Source organism: Dyadobacter koreensis (assembly GCF_900108855.1).
GTDB lineage: Bacteria > Bacteroidota > Bacteroidia > Cytophagales > Spirosomataceae > Dyadobacter > Dyadobacter koreensis.
In genome coordinates this window covers 801,612-823,178 of record NZ_FNXY01000001.1, presented here as the reverse complement: position 1 = coordinate 823,178, position 21,567 = coordinate 801,612, and the positions used below count along the sequence as shown (strand labels likewise).

Below are 21,567 nucleotides of genomic sequence, written 5' to 3'. Positions count from 1 at the left end.
CCGAAGCCGCCGGAATGTATGATAGAGAAATCAGGACGTAACGCCAATCACCCACTGATTCTGCTATCTGATGTTGGAATTAATGTTTATCGCTTAACCCCAAACTAATCCAAAGGTATGAAAAATTGTACCAGAAGTTTACAGTCCATTACTAAATGGACGACTAAAAGTGTATGCCTTTTTCTTTTCGTCCTGATTACGGGAATTCAGCCTTCGATGGCGGTTGCCCATCTGCCCGGACAGAGTCTGCAAGAGGTTACCATTGATCTGACACTTAAGGACAAAAGTCTGAAAGAAGCGCTGACGCTGATTAACAAAAAGACGGGTTTTCGTTTTATTTACAATGAAGAACTGATAGCGCCTTACAAGGTCAACATTACAGTAAGTAAAAAACCAGTGAATGAGGTGCTGCACGAGCTTTTGGCTTCTACCAAACTGGATTATCGTGAGCAAAAACGTACCGTAGTAATCGTTGAGAAAGAGCTAAAAACAACAGGTGAAGTTAGAAGAACTGACGTTTCTCTCCCATCTTTGGTTAGTCAGATCGAAAGAGAAGTGCGCGGTGTTGTGACAGACGGCGAAAATGGTGACGCACTTCCGGGTGTTGCGGTTCTCATTAAAGGAACGTCTATCGGAACCATAACTGATATGAACGGAAAATATTCTATCAAAGTGGCAGACGGCGGGTCGCCGGTTCTGGTATTTTCTTACGTAGGATATGTCGGCCAGGAAATTGCTGTGACAAACCAATCTGCTGTAAATGTGAAACTCGCAAGCAGTACAAAGCAACTTAGCGAATTAATGGTAGTTGGTTATGGCACGCAGTCAAAGGAAGAATTTACCGGTTCTGCGGCGCGTGTTTCGGGTGACAAACTGAAAGATATGCCTGTTCAGAGTTTTGATCAGGGGATGGCTGGCCGCGCAACCGGCGTGAGTATCGGACAACCAAATGGTGTTTTAAACAACCCGCCCGTAATCCGTATCCGTGGTGTAAATTCGATTTCGCTGAGTTCATTTCCTTTGATTGTTGTGGACGGTATTCCCATCAATACAGGAGATATTTCAGGTAATTCAACCGTTGCCAATAACCCGCTCGGAGATATTAATCCATCTGATATTGAGTCGATTGACGTGTTAAAAGATGCGGCTTCTACGTCCATTTACGGTTCAAGGGCGGCAGCAGGTGTTTTGCTGATCACAACCAAAAGCGGTAAAGTGGGTAAGCCAAAAGTGAACTACGAAGGCTGGACTGGTATGACCAAGGCGACCCGGCTGCCAACGATGCTTGATGCCCAGCAATTTATGGATATTAAAAACGAAGCCGTTCTGAACGCGAAAGTCCTGGGTGGCAATGGAAGTAATGACGCCGTAGCTTCTCAGCTGTTTTTTCCTACACTTAACCCGGACGGTTCGATGGTAAATACAAACTGGTACGACCAGGTTTATCAAACAGGCGTTTCACAAAATCACAGTTTGAGCATTTCAGGTGGTTCGGAATCAACAAAATATTACTTTTCGACCAATTACAGTAATCAGAAAGGAATTTTGAAAACCAATGAATTTACACGTAAAGCAGCCCGCTTCAACGTGGACCACAAGTTCAATAACTGGCTTTCTTTTTCCAGTAATATCAATTACAATAACAGCTTAAACTCCTCGCCAAACACCGGCTCGCTGAGTGGAAATGCTTTCGGCCTGGTTGGTTCTGCGCGATTGGCCTGGTTGTCGGCTCCTAACGTTTCTCCGTATAATGCAGACGGTAGCTATAATTTGAGTACTTCCAATACGCTGGGAATGGGTGCAAATAAGGTTGTAAGTAACTTTTATAATCCGGTTCCCCTGCTGGATTTGAACAAATATACTTCTGAAAACGACCGTATTATCGCGAATTTCGGCGGTACGGTGAAGCTGATGAAAGGTTTAACTTATAAAATGAACTATGCGATGGACCGTTTGAAAGTTGAAAACGTAACCTTCGAAAGTCCTGTTCATGGTCCCGGTTTTTCTACAAATGGCAGTGCGCAGAATATGAGCCGCACGATCAGTAACTGGAACTGGACAAATACGCTAAGCTACAATACATCAATCGCTACGAAGCATAATATTTCTTTGCTTGCGGGTTATGATGTTCAGAAATTCAATACTTCAAGCTGGGGAGCGCGTCGTACCCAATTGTCTGATCCATTTTTTGACGAGTTTCAGGGAAGTTACGGACAGATTGTTCCAATCACTAATGTATTGACTGAGAGTGCTCTGGTTTCGGTTTTCTCTCGTTTTACTTATGATTACGACAAACGTTATTTCTTTACGTTAAACTATCGTCGCGATGGTAACTCTGCTTTGGGAGCAGGTAAAAAATATGGAAATTTTGGCGGTGTATCAGGAGGTTGGACAGTTTCTGAAGAAGAGTTTTACAAGAATTCAAAGCTGGCTGATATTATGAGCAGTGTGAAGTTGAGAGCAAGCTGGGGACGTGTTGGGAATTCCGGTGTCAGCCAGTATGGTTCACTTGCGCTTTATGAATCGTCACTTTATGGAACGGCACCAACCTGGAATTTTAGTCAGGGCGGAAACCCGGATCTTGGCTGGGAGACCAGCAACCAGACAAACGTAGGCGCGGATATCAGTTTTCTTAACGACCGGATTCAGCTGGAAGCAACCTATTATGCCAACAGCGTAAACGGTCTGATATTGAACGTGCCGCAATCGCCTTCAAAAGGTATTCCGGGAAACGCGATTTTTATGAACATTGGTAGCATGTACAACCACGGACTTGAACTTGGCATTAACGCCAGCGTTATCAGAAAAGGTAAATTCAGCTGGAATACAAGCATCAATTTTACTAAAAACAAAAACAAAGTTACCGAGTTATACGGACAGGGCACAGAACTTGTTGGAACCACTTCCACAGCCGCGGAAGCAACTAATATCACTCGGATCGGTTATTCTGTGGGTAGTTTGTATGGGGCTAAAACAGATGGTGTAAATCCTGAAAACGGACAGCGTGTATTTATCAATAAAGCGGGTGAAAAAGTGCAGTACAGCCACGTGGTACCTTCGGGCGGAAGCCGCTGGACGTATCTGGATGGCACTCCGGCCGCCGCAATCGGTGTCAATGACTATCAGCTTTTAGGAAATGCTTTGCCGACTTACTACGGTGGTTTTATCAATACGATCAAGTATGGTCAGTTTGATCTGGGGGTGAACTTCACTTATTCTGGTGGAAATCTTGTGATGAACGGAACGAAAGCTACCTGGCGTGACCAGCGTTTCTGGAACAACTCTACCGATGTACTTTCAAGATGGACTACACCAGGTCAGGTAACGGATGTTCCGAAAGTGGTTTACGGGGATTTACTTTCCAACGGATCGTCATGGCCTATTTCAGAAAATGCTGAGAAAGGAGACTTCCTGAGATTGCAGTCTGCTTCTCTGGGATACCGCATTCCGGCTGGTGGTTTGGCGAAATTGGGTCTTGCATCCGTTCGTTTGTATGCTCAGGTATTTAACGCTTTCATCCTGACAAAATACACAGGTACCGATCCAGAAATTTCGGTTAATGGTAACTCGAATACTACGCCTGGTGTTGAGAAAAACTCGATTCCACAAGGCCGTACTTTCACATTTGGTGTAAACCTTGGATTCTAAGATCATTTTTAAATTAAGTAAAAGATGAAAGAAATCAATATAAAATCAGCAAAACACTGGATGCGCAGAGCGATATATCTGGCTTTGCCCTTTGGCCTGGCACTTAGTTCTTGTGACGAAAATAAATTGCTTAATCCGATACCGAACATTCAGCTGCAAGATGCTTTCCTGTTTGATACGCCAGAGCGTGTTTTAGGGCAGGTAAACGGAATTTATACTTCCATGAAAGATGGTAGTTTATATGGTGGCAGGTATCTTATGCTGGCCGATATCCGGGGTGAGGATTTCATAAACCGTACCCAGAATGTTTTTACAGGCTATGACGCATGGAGCCATACCGTAACCTCGGGATCTAATGATGCATCTTCAGGCTGGGGCTCGTCTTACACGGCAATCAATGCAGCAAACCTGATCATAGACGGACTGGCTGCATATCCGACTGCTGTAAGTGAAACACTTGCTGCACAATATCTTGCGGAAGCCAAATTCGTCAGGGCGTTCTGTTATTTCGGATTAGTTACGCGGTATGGACAGCCTTATACCAAAGACAAAGGGGCATCTGCGGGAGTTCCTTTAAGATTAAAAGGTGAAACAACCCCGGCTAACAATGATATGGCGCGAAGTACGGTTGCCGAGGTTTACGCACAGATTCTGAAAGATCTGGACGAAGCGGAAGCGGGTTTGCCTCTAACGTATACCACTGCACTTTTGAATACGACACGCGCCCATAAAAACACAGCCATCGCATTTAAAACCCGTGTTTACCTGACGATGGGCGATTATGCAAAAGTGGTAACGGAGGCGAAGAAAATTGTTTCAGAAGCCGCTCCTTTTTCTGCACCAACGGGCGTGAAGAATCAATTGCAGGCAAATGTGGCAACACCATTTATGACGGATTATACAACGACTGAATCTATTTTCTCGATGCCAATGACGGTCCTGAACATTGTTGCAGGACAGAATTCTCTGGCATATACATATAATCTGAACCTGGAATATAATTTGAATGCTTCAGGGATTTTGGGAGATCCAACCTGGCCGGCAACGGATGCGAGAAAAACAAACTTTACCCGTGTGGCTGGTGGTGTGACATATCTGAAAAAATATAACCAGACCAACCCTGCGCTGGATTATGTACCGTTGTTACGTTACGCTGAAGTTTTGTTAAACTATTCCGAAGCAGCTGCGAAAACAGGAGATCTGGCAAAATCGGTTGCTTTGCTGAAAGCCGTTCGTAACCGCTCGGATGCGGCCTATGTTTTCCCGGATGCCAGCATTTCAACGGCGGATGCTTTGGTGAAAACGATTTGGATAGAGAGAAGAATTGAGCTTTTAGGGGAAGGATTGAGATCCAACGATTTGCTACGGAATTTATTGACAATTCCTGCAAAAGGCAGCGGAGGTTTATCAGCACCAGCAGTCGCGCCAACGCAGCCGGAATATATTTTCCCGATCCCAAATGCTGAGCTTTCCACGAATAAGCTCATTTGAACAGTAATGAGATTGTAACCGTAAAATGGTTTACGTATATACTTCATAGTTTGTCATTTATAAATATTGATAAGTGGCAAACTATGAATCTAATCTCAAAATATTTTGGAGTGGTTTGATGGATGTTATGAAGTTTTAGGAAGACAGTTAAAAATAATCTTAATCTGTTATAAAATGAAAAAAGATGTAAACAGATTTTTTCGATACAAAAACTTGTTGGCAAAAGGGATTTGTCTTGCGAGTATTTTTGCGATAAGTTCGCAGATCGTCATAGCACAGACAAAAATGACGCCCGCAAAAATCGATGCATTGAAAACCGAACTTGCCAAAGAAATCGACGGGCAGAAAAAGTTTTCCCAGGAAATGGTCGATATGATTTTCAGCTTTGGAGAGCTTGGTTTTCAAGAGGTTGAAACTTCGCGTTATCTGATCGATATTTTAAAGAAAAACGGATTTACGATCAAGGAGGGTATTTCCGGAATTCCAACTGCCTGGACGGCAACCTGGGGTTCCGGAAAACCGGTTATTGCAGTTGGAAGCGATATCGATTGTATTCCCAAAGCTTCACAAAAACCCGGCGTTTCTTACCACGATCCAATCGTTGAAGGAGCTCCCGGACACGGCGAGGGGCATAACTCTGGTCAGCCGTTAAATGTTACGGCCGTTCTTGCCTTGAAAAAAATTATGGAAAGAGAGAAGATTCCGGGTACGATCATGTTGTGGCCCGGCGTTGCAGAAGAGCAATTGGCAACGAAAGCTTACTTCGTCCGCGACGGTTTTTTCAAAGATGTTGATGCTTGTATTTTCACTCACGTTAGCAATAATTTAGGTACGTCATATGGCGACGGTGGAATGACGGGTATGATCTCGGTTCAATTCAAATTTGAAGGTCAGGCTTCTCACGCGGGCGGCGCGCCTTGGAGGGGGAAAAGTGCGCTTGATGCTGTGGAACTGATGAATATTGGCTGGAATTATCATCGGGAGCATATGGAAACCACACAGCGTTCACATTATGTGGTCACGGATGGCGGCGATCAGCCCAACGTGGTTCCGTCCAAAGCTTCTGTTTGGTATTATTTCCGCGAAAGATCCTATCCGAAGATTATGCAGATGTACAAGGATGGAGTTAAAATTGCGGATGCAGCTGCAAAAATGACAGATACTAAAATGACCTACGAAGTTTTAGGGAGTGCATGGCCTGGGCATTTCAATCAGCCGATTGCCGAGGCAATGTATGAAAATATTAAAATGGTTGGCTTGCCAAAATGGAGCGATGAGGATCAGACACTTGCCAAAGCGGCGCAAAAAGAAATGCAAAGTCCGGCGGATGAGGGAAAACCGACCGAAGGTTTGGCAACAACGTTAGGTGTTTTAAGAAAACCCGCATTGACACCGTCCGCCGGTGGAGGAGGTTCTGATGATATCGCTGACATTTCCTGGAATCTGCCGACAATTGTTTTGGGGTATCCGTCCAACATTCCAGGTTTGCCAGGCCACCATTGGGCTAATGCTATTTCCATGGCCACGCCAATTGCGCACAAAGGTGTGACAGCCGGAGCGAAAGCCGAGGCGATGACGTTACTGGATCTCTTTGTAAAACCGGAAATATTAAAAAATGCCTGGACTTATTTCAATGAAGTGCAAACCAAGGATACGAAATATACGCCGCTGATATCAAAAACGGATAAACCTGCGATTCAGCTCAACAAGAAAATCATGGAGGAGTTCAGGCCTGAGATGAAGAAGTATTATTATGATCCGTCAAAATACGCGACTTATCTCGAACAGCTTGGTATCAAATATCCGACAACAACGCGTGAAGGAAGTTCTACGGGGAAATGACTTCGGCCTTCGGCTGTCAGCAATCGGCTTTCGTTGGCCTGATATGACAACCTGAGCTGAAAATAATTTTTATTATAATCATCAAAACATCAGGCTGATAGAAAAAATGAACATAAAAACGACCATGAGATTTCCAACCAAGAATATTTTATCAGCGATTGGTTTCCGGTCCTCAGTACTGACAGCCGACAGCCGAAAGCCGATCGCCGCGTTAGCATTTAGCTGCTTGTTCAGTACAATGCTGGTCATGCCTTCGCAGGTTTCGGCGCAAACAAAAATGACTCCGGCGAAAATTGACGCGCTGAAAACAGAGCTTACCAAAGAAATTGACAAGCAGCAGAAATTTACGCAGGAAATGGTTGATATGGTTTTCAGCTTCGGAGAACTTGGTTTTCAGGAGGTGGAAACATCAAAATACCTGACCGACATTTTGCAAAAGAATGGCTTTGTAATTGAGCAGGGAATTTCCGGCGTGCCCACAGCCTGGACGGCAAAGTGGGGTTCAGGCAAACCGATCATTGCCGTTGGTAGCGATATTGACTGTATTCCCAAAGCATCGCAAAAGCCAGGAGTTTCTTACCATGATCCGATTATTGAAGGTGCTCCCGGTCATGGAGAAGGGCATAATTCCGGTCAACCGTTGAATATTACGGCTGTTCTGGCTTTAAAAAAAATTATGGAGCGCGAAAAAATTCCCGGTACAATCATGTTATGGCCCGGCGTTGCGGAAGAGCAGCTTGGAACAAAGGCTTACTATGTTCGTGATGGTTATTTTAAGGACGTAGATGCCTGTATTTTTACACACGTTGCTAATAATATGTCGGTTTCATATGGCGATGCCGGAAATAATGGGATGGTATCAGCTTTATTCAGTTTTGAAGGTCAGGCCTCACACGCAGGCGCGGCGCCGTGGCGTGGAAAAAGTGCTTTAGATGCCGTCGAACTGACTAATATTGCCTGGAATTATCACCGCGAGCATATGGAAACTACCCAGCGTTCGCATTATGTGATCAAAGATGGAGGCGATCAGCCAAACGTAGTGCCTTCGAAAGCCTCGGTCTGGTATTATTTCCGGGAAAGGACTTATCCAAAAATTATGCAGATGTATAAGGATGGAATCAAAATTGCCGAAGGTGCTGCGCAAATGACAGATACCAAAATGACCTATGAGGTTTTGGGAAGTGCATGGCCGGGGCATTTTAATCAGCCAATGGCTGAGGCGATGTATGAAAATATTAAGGCAGTTGGCTTGCCCAAATGGACAGAAGCAGATCAGACGCTGGCCAAAGCGGCTCAGAAAGAAATGGGTAACCCGGAAGGAGCAACAGTGGAAAGCAATGGTCTTGCAACTACATTAAGCCCACTGGCCAAACCTACTGCAACATCAAGTTCAGGAGGCGGTGGTTCGGACGATATCGCTGACATTTCATGGAATTTGCCGACGATTGTTTTGAGATATCCTGCCAACATTCCCGGTCTTCCCGGCCATCACTGGGCGAATGCGATCGCGATGGCAACTCCGATTGCGCATAAGGGTGTAACGGCCGGTGCGAAAGTGGAGGCGATGACTTTACTGGATCTCTTCGTAAAACCGGAGGTGATAAAAAACGCAAAAACATATTTCACCGATGTGCAGACAAAGGATGTGAAATACACGCCGATAATCTCCAAAACGGATAAGCCAGCCATTCACCTGAATGAAAAAATCATGCAGGAATTCCGCCCGGAAATGAAAAAATACTATTACGACCCGGCTAAATATCCTACTTATCTGGAACAGCTGGGCATTAAATATCCGACACTTCGGGATACAAAAACCGAAGGAACAGGAAAGTAACTTCGGCAATCAGCTATCGGCAACGGGTTTTGATCAGAAGAAGCCGAAGGCTGTTAGCCGACCGCCGGCGGACAAACAATTTATGCTCACGACGAAATCGCTTTCTCATCATTACGGCAATGAAAAGCTCTCCTTCCCGGATTTAAATATTCGGAAAGGAGAGCAATGGCTGCTTTTAGGAGAGTCCGGGAGTGGGAAAACAACGTTGCTGCATATCTTGACGGGTATCAAAAAGCCATTTTCTGGTGAGGTTTTTATTCAGGAAACGGAACTTTATAAACTTTCCGGACAGGAGTTGGACCAGTTTAGAGGACAAAATATCGGTGTGGTTTTTCAACAGGCGCACTTGATTAAAAGTCTGACGGTTAAAGAAAATTTATTTCTCGCCCAGACTTTCGCCGGTTTCAAGAATAATGAAGACAGAATCATCGAAGTTTTGACAGAACTTGATATTATTCAGAAGATAAATAGTTATCCGGCATCATTAAGTCAGGGACAATTACAGCGTGCATCAATCGCCCGGGCAGTTTTGAATAAGCCTTTTCTACTTTTTGCAGATGAACCAACATCAAGCCTGGATAATAAAAATGCAAAAACGGTCGTCGATCTCCTGTTAAAACTTTCCGAATCGAGTGGTGGGACGCTGGTTGTTTCAACGCATGACGATAGGGTGAAAGAGGCTTTTTCAAAAGAATATATTTTATAACCGGCGAATGAATCTGATCACCATAAGTTGGAAAAGTTTACAGTTCAACAGGCTAACATTTTTTTTAAATGTGCTGCTTATTGCATTTGGAACAGGGATTCTGACTTTACTTCTATTAGGTTCAACGCAGGCTGGCGAAAAACTTAAGGGAAATGCCAATGGAATAGATCTTGTTGTAGGAGCAAAGGGTAGCCCCCTTCAATTGATTTTGAGCAGCATTTATTTTATTGATTTTCCAACAGGCAATATTTCTCTGGATGACGCTCAGGACCTGGCCAGAAATCCTATGGTGAAAAGGGCAGTCCCGCTTGCTTTGGGCGACAATTATGCCGGGTTCAGAATTGTTGGAACAGATACAAGTTATATTAATTTATATAATCTGAAACTCAAACAGGGTAGGTTTTGGAGAAAGGATTTTGATGTTGTTATCGGGTCGGAAGTGGCTAAAATAAAGAAGTTGAAAGTAGGAGATAAGTTCAATGGATCGCATGGGTTGAGTTCAGACGAAGATGTTCACGAAGGAAATCAAAACACAATAACCGGAATTCTGGAATCTTCCGGAAATTCAACCGATAATCTGGTACTGACCAGTATCGAAAGTATCTGGAATATGCACGGAATTGAAAAAGATCATAAACAATCGGGACATCAAAGCAAAAAGGAAATCACGTCACTTTTGATTCAATATCGTTCGCGTATGTCAATCGTACTTTTTCCGATGATGGTAAATAAATCAACCTCCATGCAGGCCGCATCGCCGGCAAAGGAGAGTGCGCGGTTGTTTTCCCTGATCGGTGTAGGCGTGCAAACCGCAAAGTGGTTCGCCTTGTTCGTTATGTTGATTTCGGCAATCAGCATCTTTGTTACTTTGTACAATTCGTTAAAGGACAGAATGTACGATCTCGCTCTTATGCGTGTCATGGGTGCTTCACAGCTGAAAATTTTTATGATCATCATGCTGGAAGGCATCATTCTGACGGGGATAGGATCTGTAATCGGTGTTTTTTTAGGACATGTTTTTCTGCATATTATTGGCTATTTTCAGGATTCCCCACAAGCCAGATTAAGTGGATTTTATTTTATGCCGGAGGAATTACATCTCGTTGCTGGTGGCTTTTTCATTGGAATCATGGCGGCCATTTTACCGGCAATCCAAGCTTACCGGGCGGACATTTCTAAAACTATTTCAATAGGGTAAGCTATGCTATTAAAAAAAACAGTTTTCCTTTTATTCACTTTTACAGCCGTTTTGTCTGCAAAAGCGCAGCCGCCAACACATATTCCGTTGATGAACAATACCTGGAAATTGATTGCTGAAAGGACCTATAAAAAAAATAAAGATTTCAAAATGGTACCGGCGTTTCCTGCAAAGCTGGAAGCGCTGCAAAATAAAGTGGTGGAGCTGCCCGGGTACATTATTCCAATAAATGCCGATCTTAACCATTCCGAATTCATGTTGGCGGTTGTTCCCATGGATCAATGTCCTTATTGCGGGCAGGGTGATATTCCTTCAATGGTTGAAGTGAAAATGGGTAAAGAGTTGATTTACACAGATAAACCAGTCAAGCTGCGAGGCAAATTGATACTGAACAAAACAGGTGATCTTCGGTCGGAAATCTTTCTTTTGAATGCTGAATTAATAAAATAACGTTTAAAATTTTGATTTAATAACTCCTATACTATGAAATTAAGCTTTAATACATTGGCCGCTTTACTGGCTGCAGGGTCATTTTCTTATGCTCAAAGTCCTGCTGCGGGCGGCGGTGCGCCAGCCAGACAAGCAGCGACGCCGGCGACAAGTATCGCTTCCGTCACGCAGGGATTAAAAAAGTATGATGGTTTTTTTAATTTTTATTACGACGAAAAATCAGGGAAAGTCTATCTGGAAGTGGATAAACTTGATAAAGAATTTCTATACTTTTCTTCCCTGACTGACGGTGTCGGAAGCGGCGGACCTGAACGCGGACAGGCTTCTTCGGCGATTGCAAAATTCGTAAAAGTCGGTTCGAAGGTATTATTGGTTGAACCTGTCTATAGTTACCGGGCAATCACAGAGAATGTGGATGAGAAAAAAGCAGTCGAAAATGCTTTTGCGAAATCGGTAATCTGGGGATTTGTTCCAACTGCGGTTGAAGGCGACAAAATGCTGATTGATCTTACTCCGTTTATCATTCGCGACAGTCAGAATATCGCTTCGCGTTTAGGCGTGCGCCGGGCCGCCGGGCCTGTCTCCGTTCCGCAGCCTGCAGGTGGCGGTGGCGCTTACAGGATGGATGAAAGCCGTTCTGTTTTGTATCTTGAAAACACAAAAAATTTCCCAAAAAATACAGAATTTGAAGCTTTGATAACGTTTACTGGCGGAAACCCAAACACCGGATTTTTCGGTGGCGGACCTGGCCTTGCTCCTGACCCGAGCGCTGTCAGTGTGAAAATGCACCAGTCATTTGTTGAGCTACCGGATGATAAATACAAAACCCGAAGATTTGATGCGAGGTCAGCTTTTGGGATGTTCAGCTATATGGATTTCTCGGCGCCAATGACGGAACCGATCGTAAAAAGATTTATCAGAAGACATAGACTTGAAAAGAAAAATCCTGGTTCTGCGCCAAGTGAGGCAGTCAAACCGATTGTCTATTACATCGATCGCGGTGCTCCCGGACCTGTTAAACAGGCATTAATTGAAGGCGGCGCGTTCTGGAATGAAGCTTTTGAAGCAGCAGGTTATAAAAATGCCTTTCAGGTGAAAGAACTTCCCGAAGGAGCAGACCCGATGGATATCCGGTATAACGTAGTGAACTGGGTAAACAGAAATGGTAGTCCGCGCGGCTTCTCTTATGGTTCATCCTATGTTGATCCACGCACAGGTGAAATTATCAAAGGAGTAGTAACACTCGGCTCTGACCGCCACCGTCAGGACTATCTGATTGCGGAAGGATTATTGCAGCCCTATGAAGATGGAAAACCAATTCCGAAGGCCATGCAGGAGCTGGCGTTGGCGCGAATAAGACAATTGTCTGCGCACGAGATTGGACATACACTGGGTTTTAACCACAACTTTGCGGCAAGTCCGAAAGACAGAGCTTCGGTGATGGATTATCCTTTTCCTAAGTTTTCTTTGAAAGCGGATGGTAACGTTGATATTTCAGATTCGTATGCCAAAGGAATCGGAAGCTGGGATAAGCGGGCTGTGATGTGGGGTTATACCGAATTCCCGGCAGGGAAAGAAGAGGAAGGATTAGAAAAAATTATGCAGGAAACGCTTAAACAAGGATTTATTTACATCCCGGATATCGGAGGAAACGCTCATCCGACTTCCCACCAATGGGACGATGGCTCCAATCCGATCGATCAGATGACCAATATCATGACGGTCAGAAGAAAAGTTCTGGATAATTTTTCTGAAAAAGCGATTAGGAAAGGCGAGCCAATGGCTACGATCGAAGAGGTTTTAGTACCTGTTTATTTGTTACATCGTTATCAGGTTGAGGCTGTCGCAAAATCTGTTGGTGGATTGTATTTTACTCATGCCGTTAAAAACGATGGACAGGTCGTGACCCGTATGGTTGAGCCGAAAGAGCAATGGAGAGCTTTGGAATCTTTGTTGAGTACAATCACACCCGAAGCGCTTGCCTTGCCGGAAGCACTGATCAAAAAAATTCCACCACGTCCTTCGGGATATCCTGCAAGTCTGGAAACATTCTCGGGGCATACCGGTCCAACTTTTGATCCAATCGCTGCGGCTGAAACAGCCGCTGGAACAACATTGTCATACCTGCTTAATGCAGAACGGGCTGCACGTCTGGTAGAATATAATGCAAGAGATGAGAAACAGCCTGGACTTATGCCGGTGATCGATAAATTATTCGAAAGTACTTGGAAAGCTCCTGCGGTTCCGGGGTATAAAGGCGAGCTGCAGACATTGGTAAACAACCTTTCTTTGAAGTATCTGTTAAATCTGGCAGCTAATTCAAAAGCGCCGGAAAGCGTTCGCGGCGAAGCGCTGTTAAAAGTAAGTGAGCTTGGCGACTGGATGAAGGGTAAACTGGCTGGTGCGGCTCCAAAACAAAAGGCAAACATGCTTTTTGGGCTTTCTCAGATCGAAGAATTCAACAAAAATCCTAATAAATTTGAGCCTGCGTCTGTTCTTGATATGCCTCCCGGAGCTCCAATTATGGGACTAATGGATTTCATGGGATGCTCGCAAACACATTTTCAAGGGGAGCAATAATCTGATTTACTACCCAAACTAAGTTGAGCGGGTCAGGGAAAAGTCGTGGAATTGATTACAAATTTCAAGATCATTTCTGATCCGCTTTCTTCTTTTTTTGACAAAATTTTAATTTTCCCGAGATGAAAAAAAATCTTCTTGTGGCGGCTGCGATGCTGTCCATAACGGGCTACTCTTTTGCCCAAAATTCTGCAACGCCACCAAACCAGCCTGCTCAAACCAAGTCTTTACAAACACTTTCCATTGCAGGCAAAACAGCTGGAATGAAAAAGAATGAAGGATACTTCAATTTTTATTATGATGAAAAGGATGGCAAGGTTTTTCTTGAAATCCCGGAAACCATGTTTGAAAAAGAATTTTTATATGTCAACGCTATGCCGAGCGGAGGCGGCGGAGCAGGGGATAGAGGAACGGTTGGTGGATATCGTATCGTGAAATTTATAACGGTCGGGCCGAAAATTTTTCTGACACTCCCCAACTATGATTACCGGGCAGATACAGACAATCTGGAAGAAAAAAAATCGGTAGCTGAGTCTTTTCCTCAATCGATCATTTGGGCGTTTAAGCCAGAAGTTAAAGAAAACGGGAAGGTGCTCGTAGATCTTACAAGTTTTCTATTACGGGACAGCCAAAAATCAGGGGAACGATTGGGTGCCGTGGGTTTTCGTCCTGCCGCTCCCGGAGCTGTTTATCGCGTGGATGAAACTAGATCAGCTATATCGATTGAAAATACTAAGAGTTTTCCGAAAAATACTGAATTTGAAGCGCTGTTGACCTTTTCTGGTCCAGGAGGAAACGAAAGAAGTTATTTTAGCGGCGGTCCGGGAACGGCTCCAAAGGCTCCAGATCCGAATTCTGTTACCCTTAGAAATCATCATTCTTTCATCGAACTGCCGGATGATAAATATCAAAAGAGAGAATTTGATCCGCGTTCCGGATATAACTCCATGGAGTATTTCGATTTTGCAGCTTCCATAGAACAGCCAATTATCAAAAAATATATCCGCAGATGGAGATTAGAAAAGAAAAATCCGAATGCCGAGAAAAGTGAAGCTGTAAAACCAATTATTTATTATGTTGACAGGGGAGCACCTGCGGAAATAAAGAAAGCATTGATCGAAGGCGCATCGTGGTGGAATCAGGCCTTTGAAACGGCAGGTTATATCAATGCTTTTCAGGTCAGGGAATTGCCGGAAGGTGCAGATCCTATGGATATCCGATATAGCATTATCAACTGGGTGCATCGGCCGACACGTGGTTATTCGAACGGAATTGGCATATTTGACCCAAGAACGGGCGAAATCATTAAAGGACAGGTAACTCTCGGATCCATGCGTGAAAGACAGGATTTCCTGATCCTGCAAGGTTTGACGCAACCCTATGGCGATGATAAAACGGCACCTCAAAGGGCCGTTGATCAGGCAATGGCGCGTATTCGCCAGCTTGCGGCGCATGAAGTCGGGCACACGCTTGGTCTATATCATAACCATATGTCCAGCAGCAACGACAGATCTTCGGTAACGGATTACCCATTCCCGAAGATAACTTTGAAAAAAGATGGTTCGATTGATATTTCAGAAGCCTACACGAAGGGAATCGGAAGCTACGACAAACGCTCCATTTTGTGGGGCTACGCGGAATTTAAAAAAGGCGAAGATGAAAAGGCTGGTCTTGAAAAAATTATGCAGGAGTCCATCAAACAGGGACAGCTTTTTATGTTTGATTTGGGTGTTCATCCGAAATCTGCACACTGGGATAATTCCACGAATGCAAGTGGGGAATTGCTGCGATTGATGGAGATCCGCAGGCAGGTTTTAGCAAGATTTTCTGAAAAAGCAATTCCGGCAGGAACTCCGATGGCAACGCTTGAAGAAGTGCTCGTTCCGCTTTATCTGCTGCATCGTTACCAAATTCTGGCAACTTCTTATCTGCTCGGAGGAATGAATTACCGCTATGCGCTGCGCGGAGACGGCCAGCCAGTGACTGAAATGCTGGATCCGAAAGAACAGCAAAAAGCATTGGACGCGATTTTAATGGCGATATCTCCCGCTGAATTGGCAATTCCCGAAAAATTAATAAAGTCATTACCACCGTATCCGATTGGATATTCAAAAACACAGGAAAATTTCAAAGGGTATACCGGGTTGACATTTGATCCTGTTGGCGCGGCGGAATCTTTGACAGGCGATTGTATAACGCTTCTTTTGGATCCGGAAAGATCGGCCAGGCTTCTGGAATTCAATGGACGAGATGCAACGCAGCCCGGCTTGATATCGGTTATCAATAAGATGAATGACCAGATTTGGAAATCTGTACCACTGCCTGGTTATCAGGGTGATTTGCAGAGCATGGTTCGCAAAGTTTATCTTAAATCATTGCTCGGACTGGCTGCCAGTACTAATGCATCCGATAACGTCCGGTCGACTGTAATTGGTGAAATCGATAACCTGAAAAACTGGATGATTTCCCAAAAAAATACAACGGATGCTAAACTAAAAGGCGATGTATTGTTCAGTATTTTGCAGATCAGTCAGTTTGAGGCAGACCCTGACAAATTTAAACCTGCACCGCCTCTAACAATGCCTGCAGGTTCTCCTATTTAATATTTTTGTTGGATAGTATAGGCGTGTACCATCTTTCGCAGATTGTTACACGCTTATTCTTTTTAGTCATAAAATATAATCATTTATTCATGCTATTTCGGTTACATATTTAAATTTTACAGATTACATTTGGCAATCTATTAGTAGCCAAAATCTTTATGAAACTGATATTTGTCATTATACTCTCCTTATGTTACGCTCCGGTTTTTTCCCAGATTTTTTTCGAGAAAGACCTTACCTGGGAGCAGCTTTCGAAAAAAGCGAAAGACGAAAAAAATTAATATTTCTACATCTCGAAGATGACAATTGCCAACAATGCAATGACGTGGCTTCTCAGGGATTTAGCGCAACTATCCTGAAAGAGAAGTATGAACAGAATTTTGTTTCGATGCGGGCAAATGTGAAAACGGAGAATGGTAAAAAACTGGCAAAAAAGTTTGAGATAAAAGGAGCACTTATTTCGCTATATATCGATGCCGACGGTAATATTCTGAATCGGCATGATGGGTCGACGAGTGCAGGATTTGTATATGCGGAACAGGCAGATATTGCACTTGGCAGGAAAGATGAGAAGAAGCTTAGCGATTTTGAAAAAGAATATAAGGCCGGGCAGCGTTCCCCACAGTTTCTAAGAGATTACATTAGCAAACGAAAGGAAATATCGCTTCCTGTCAATGAATTGCTTGAACAATATGTTGGCCAGCTCAGGGTGGATTCCCTGACTAATTTTGGGATTATCCGTTTTATTTATGCCAATGGTCCGACGCTGGAAAGCCGGGCCTACAAAGTGATTCAGTATGGCGCGCCTGCCGGGTTGATCGACAGCTTGTATAAATCAATACCTGTTGAGGAAGCCGTGGCAATGAACAATGCAATCATCAGCAACACGTTCCGAGTCGCAGTGGAGAAAAAAGACAAAAATCTTGCTTATCAACTTTCCAGTTTTATTCATCGGACGTATAATAAAGAGTTTCAGAAAGGATTTCTTGCATCTCGTCGAAATATGTTACGATTTTTATATGCTATAAAAGATACTGCTCAATATAAAAGTGAAGCTATGGCGTTGTTAAATTTCACACATATGTCGTTAACAGTGGATTCTTTGAAAAAAATAGATGCGCAGGAGATGAGAAATCAGCCACAAATTCCACCCGCTCCATGGAGAAAAGAGCCTGTCCGAATTGTGCGCAATGCACCTTCTTCACAATTTTATCATATGGAATTGAATGAACACGCCTGGCATTTTTACGAAATATCGAATAAAGCATCTGACCTGGAAACGGCTTTGAAATGGTCAAACCAATCAATAGAGCTCTCTAACGGTTTGTATCGTCAACATCAGCAGTCTCAGTATCTGGGAAATGCTGCTTACATGGATACCTATGCACATATTCTGTATAAACTAGGTAGAAGACAGGAGGCAGTTGAATGGCAAACGAAAGCAGTTGAGGCGCAAAAAGTGATTGGTGCCGCAGGTTCCTTTGAAACAACTTTGGTTAAAATGAAGGAAGGGAAATTGTAATTATTAAACTGGAACGTTTAGCCTGTTTTCGTTCCAGTTCTTGATATTTTTCGCTTTTCAATAAGGAAACTTGCTACAGTATTGTTCAAATTCGGTTAGGTTACTAGTGACCGTTAATCTGATTAAGAATTCTGTTTACCATTGACTCAGAAACCCCAGTTAATTCAGCAATTTTCAACGTTGAAAAATCGGTATTGCGGAGCAGATTTTCGACAACGTCCAGTTTTCCGATTTCAATTCCAATTTTTTTACCCTTCTCGATGAAAATATCTAGCGTATTCATGTTCGTTTCTTTTAACATGGTTGGCAGGGAATCTAATACTTCTTCAATGGCTTGCCCTTCTAACCGCTATTACTGAATAGGTAAATCACAAAACTTTTTTGTAATTTTTCAGATTCTTCTATCATCAACAGCACTCGTTGCGCATTGAGCTTTAACCATTCCTTTTCAAAGCTATGTTTTAAATGCTAATATGGACGCTAAAAGAAATTTATTATTCAGAGTTTCAACTTGCTCATCTGAGATATCGCCAAGGTTATTATAAACATACTCGAAATCAGGGAGGTATTGTTTCCAATCAGGTTCCGGATTTTTGAACAAAGAGCTCACCGTTAGGCACCTCCATTTGCCTTTTCCATGATACAGCAACACAGGAATGGTGATCGAAAGTTCTTCTTTATTTTCGATCTGTTTTTGTAGGCCGGAAAAAATATAGCTGCCGATCTGAAACGGCGTATACTTATCGGGATAGCTTTTGTGTTCTACTAACAGGCAAATTTTAATGTGGCCGGAAGTGTCATTTTTCTCACAAGAAAATACAATGTCAGAAATTGATTTACGAAGCTGCTCCGAAAGATACGAGTCAGGTATCTGGGTAGTGTGGAAAAATCCAGTTTGGACGATATATGTTCAGGTAAATAATTCCTGAAATACGCTGTTGCAATTGCTTTATTGGCCAGTATTGCCCTAATAAAGTTTTCATGTATAGAAGTGTGTGTATTACTCATATCACAAACATAATTTGTTTCCGGAAAAACGGTAGATTTCGTTCTTCCGGAAACAAATACATAATTCAGGCTCGGCTAATTTCCACTCTGCACATCGTCGTTCCGTATACCTCTCTTGTTCTTTTTAATTGCATCTTTCAATTTTCCAAACTTATAATTTACACTAAAATTAAAGGAGCGGAAGTAGTCTCGGCGGTTATTGACCTGAGCAAAATCAGGACCGTTTGACTCATTTCTGTTATATCTGTATTTAGTAAATGGATTATTTACAGCAGCTGAAAGCGACAATTTATCTTTGATAATATCTTTATTTACACTGAAAGATGTACTGACCATTGCATTGGATGTTCCTTGCAGGCTGACGCTCGGACCATTGGCGTTCAGGTTTGCATTGACACGCCAATCCTTGTCAAAACGATAACCCGTAGAAGTGGAAATCTGATACATAAGGCCTTCATTTTTGATCAGAACGTCGTTTACGATACCTTTCACCATACCGTAAGCGACCCGGGCATTAAGGCTGAAATTCCATTTTTTAGTGATTGGGTAATTAATGTTCAAATTAGATTGAGGCAGTTTTGCCGTCCCGGTGTTTCCATAAGAGGTGCGTGTAATATTTGTAACCGAATCGTAAACAGAGACGGGGAAGATCAGGTCTTTAAAGAAACTATAACCCACTCCAAAATTAATCGACATTTTCTTCGACCAGTTATATGCGAGTTGAATATCGTTGACATTCGAGGGCTTTAAATTTGGATTTCCGGTACGCTCGAAATTCGGGTTCGATCTGTCTACAAAAGGATTCAATTGATAAATTCCGGGCCGCTGAATTCTTTGCGTAAACCCAAGGTTCAAAGCGCTGTTTCCTTTCAGCTTCCGGTTGACAGAAACCGACGGAATTACATTGAAATAGTTTTGATTTACACTGGATTCTGACGAAATAAAGTCTGCATTAATTACAGTTTGTTCGATTCTTGCCCCACCCTTAAAAGTCCACTTTTTAGTAGAAAACTGATATGTATTGTAAGCTCCGAATACATTTTGTTCATTTCTGTATTTGTTCCCTAATCCTGGCTGAATCTCAAATTGATCGTTTTCATTATTCAGTGACCAGTTTTGAAAATCACTTTTATTATCGCGAAAAATCGCTTTAATACCCGCTTCAATATTGAGTTTTTTGCCAGGGTATACGTAATCAATCTGAAAGGTTTGTTCGGAGAAACGCTGGTCGTTTAGCTGACGGTAATCCGGCATATTATAGTCAAGACGCTCACTGAAAGCGATATTGTTCCTCTGTTTATTTCCATAAGAAAAAATGCGGTAAGAAAAAGTCAGCAGCCTGTTCTTATCTGCCCGAAATCCTTTTTGATAATTGACTGCCGCGTCCATGCCCGATCCATTTCCATTGTTGAGATTGCGAAGCATATAATTTTGCAGGATATCCTGTGTATTTTGCAGGGAACTGTTTTGCGTCATCACACCGTTTGACTTGCTGCCATTGATATTGAGTTGCGCAGAAAGCAGATTCAGCGTATCAATTTCATACGTAATCTCATATCCCAGATAAGCATTTTTGCTGTCGGATTGATTGGTACCATTTTGCAGAAGTGTGGTGGGCTCTATTCCAAATGTATTTCGCAACGCCGAGTTTGTGGTTAAGGGAGCATTAAACGAACTCGCACCGCCAAAAGCGGACATGCCTAATTTTCCAAATCTTGCTGAAAAAGATCCTCCCAATCCTGGTCCGCCGTTTGGAAATTTCTCACTCAGATTCAGTGATCCATTATAGCCATTATCAATTTTTCTATTTGTAATAATATTGATGATGCCGGCCAGCCCTTCTGCGTCATATTTGGCTGGAGGCGTTGTGATTACCTCGATTCGCTCAATCGAAGAAGCAGGCATGCTGCGCAAAACGTCCTTATAACTTCTTTCCATCATACTGGATGGTTTTCCATTGATCAGAATTTTGAAATCACTATTTCCTTTTAAATAGACCGTATTGTCTGCATCAACAGAAAGAAGCGGAACTTTTCGCATCATATCAAGAACACTGTTTACTTTGCTCTCGGGATCGGCCTGTAAATCGTAGGAAAGTCGGTCAACTTCCTGCGTTACAAGTGGTTTTGCTGCCGTGATTTTAACTTCCTTCAAACCCAAAGCAGCCTGACTGAGCGTTATCGTTTCCAGATTTAAGACCAGCCTGGTCGAATCGGACAGGTCTGCATTGATCATTTTGTTTTTATACCCGACTCCCACAACGATTACCTGATATCTGACCGGCTTTAAACCTGAAAAGGTAAACGACCCATCTTCTTTTGTATAGTCAACTTTAACAACCGTGTTCTTATCCGTCATCAGGTTAACCGTTATGAAATCCAGCTTTTTTTGTGACGCTGAGTCTGAAATGAAGCCCATAATTTTCCGGTCGGCCAAATTTTTCTGCGCATAAAGTTTCTTTGTTGTCAGTAGAATGAGGCTGACTATAAGCGTCATGCAGGTTAAGGTAGATTTGAGATTCATGATTATTTTATTTTTGATGGCTAATAAAAAGGCAAAGGGGTACTATCGGGAAAAATGTTGTTTTCCCGGTGATTGTGTCTTGAAATAATTCAGAAATGGGTCGGCAATACTCAAGGAACGTCTTCCCTAAAAGTCTTGACTTAACAAAGGTATATCAAG

The 21,567-nt window shown here is 43.0% G+C and carries 14 protein-coding genes; 11 read left to right on the top strand and 3 right to left on the bottom strand.

Annotated elements, in window-relative coordinates; genetic code table 11:
• Positions 1–117 precede the first annotated feature (117 nt).
• The 11 genes from BMY70_RS03345 (at position 118) to BMY70_RS03300 (ending at position 17,877) form a co-directional block, all read left to right on the top strand.
• Positions 118–3,648 (top strand): SusC/RagA family TonB-linked outer membrane protein, encoded by a 3,531-nt coding sequence (locus BMY70_RS03345; RefSeq protein WP_090331903.1) that lies wholly within the window; start codon positions 118–120, stop codon positions 3,646–3,648.
• Between the two features lie 24 nt (positions 3,649–3,672).
• Positions 3,673–5,139 carry a RagB/SusD family nutrient uptake outer membrane protein gene (locus BMY70_RS03340; RefSeq protein ID WP_229209459.1) on the top strand — a complete coding sequence of 489 codons (1,467 nt, stop codon included), beginning with the start codon at positions 3,673–3,675 and terminating at the stop codon, positions 5,137–5,139.
• 285 nt (positions 5,140–5,424) lie between these two features.
• Complete coding sequence (locus tag BMY70_RS03335) at positions 5,425–6,981, top strand: amidohydrolase (RefSeq protein WP_090332653.1); 1,557 nt, start codon at positions 5,425–5,427, stop codon at positions 6,979–6,981.
• 238 nt (positions 6,982–7,219) lie between these two features.
• Positions 7,220–8,818: an amidohydrolase gene (locus tag BMY70_RS03330; RefSeq protein WP_090332650.1), complete on the top strand. Its 1,599-nt coding sequence runs from the start codon at positions 7,220–7,222 to the stop codon at positions 8,816–8,818.
• An 82-nt stretch (positions 8,819–8,900) separates the two neighbouring features.
• Positions 8,901–9,524, top strand: a complete 624-nt coding sequence (locus BMY70_RS03325) for an ABC transporter ATP-binding protein (protein WP_090331901.1) — start codon at positions 8,901–8,903, stop codon at positions 9,522–9,524.
• A 7-nt stretch (positions 9,525–9,531) separates the two neighbouring features.
• The gene (locus BMY70_RS03320; protein WP_090331899.1) at positions 9,532–10,722 is read left to right on the top strand and encodes an ABC transporter permease; all 1,191 of its coding nucleotides are present in this window, start codon (positions 9,532–9,534) and stop codon (positions 10,720–10,722) included.
• A gap of 3 nt (positions 10,723–10,725) precedes the next feature.
• On the top strand, positions 10,726–11,172 hold the full coding sequence (locus BMY70_RS03315; protein ID WP_090331898.1) for a hypothetical protein: 447 nt from the start codon (positions 10,726–10,728) through the stop codon (positions 11,170–11,172).
• Between the two features lie 33 nt (positions 11,173–11,205).
• The gene (locus BMY70_RS03310) at positions 11,206–13,752 is read left to right on the top strand and encodes a zinc-dependent metalloprotease (protein WP_090331897.1); all 2,547 of its coding nucleotides are present in this window, start codon (positions 11,206–11,208) and stop codon (positions 13,750–13,752) included.
• A 122-nt stretch (positions 13,753–13,874) separates the two neighbouring features.
• Positions 13,875–16,355, top strand: a complete 2,481-nt coding sequence (locus BMY70_RS03305; protein WP_229209458.1) for a zinc-dependent metalloprotease — start codon at positions 13,875–13,877, stop codon at positions 16,353–16,355.
• A gap of 158 nt (positions 16,356–16,513) precedes the next feature.
• A complete protein-coding gene (locus BMY70_RS31445) occupies positions 16,514–16,636 on the top strand; it encodes a hypothetical protein (protein WP_262485734.1) in 123 nt (40 codons plus the stop codon).
• Between the two features lie 44 nt (positions 16,637–16,680).
• Positions 16,681–17,877, top strand: a complete 1,197-nt coding sequence (locus tag BMY70_RS03300) for a hypothetical protein (protein ID WP_143072042.1) — start codon at positions 16,681–16,683, stop codon at positions 17,875–17,877.
• A gap of 103 nt (positions 17,878–17,980) precedes the next feature.
• Here the strand turns inward: BMY70_RS03300 and BMY70_RS03295 are convergent, their stop codons facing one another.
• From BMY70_RS03295 to BMY70_RS03285, 3 genes are all read right to left on the bottom strand, one after another.
• On the bottom strand, positions 17,981–18,160 hold the full coding sequence (locus BMY70_RS03295; protein WP_090331894.1) for a hypothetical protein: 180 nt from the start codon (positions 18,158–18,160) through the stop codon (positions 17,981–17,983).
• 171 nt (positions 18,161–18,331) lie between these two features.
• Positions 18,332–18,748, bottom strand: coding sequence for an Rpn family recombination-promoting nuclease/putative transposase (locus BMY70_RS31625; protein WP_374754689.1), 417 nt, complete (start codon positions 18,746–18,748; stop codon positions 18,332–18,334).
• A gap of 212 nt (positions 18,749–18,960) precedes the next feature.
• Complete coding sequence (locus tag BMY70_RS03285; RefSeq protein ID WP_090331890.1) at positions 18,961–21,408, bottom strand: TonB-dependent receptor; 2,448 nt, start codon at positions 21,406–21,408, stop codon at positions 18,961–18,963.
• Between the last annotated feature and the right edge of the window lie 159 nt (positions 21,409–21,567).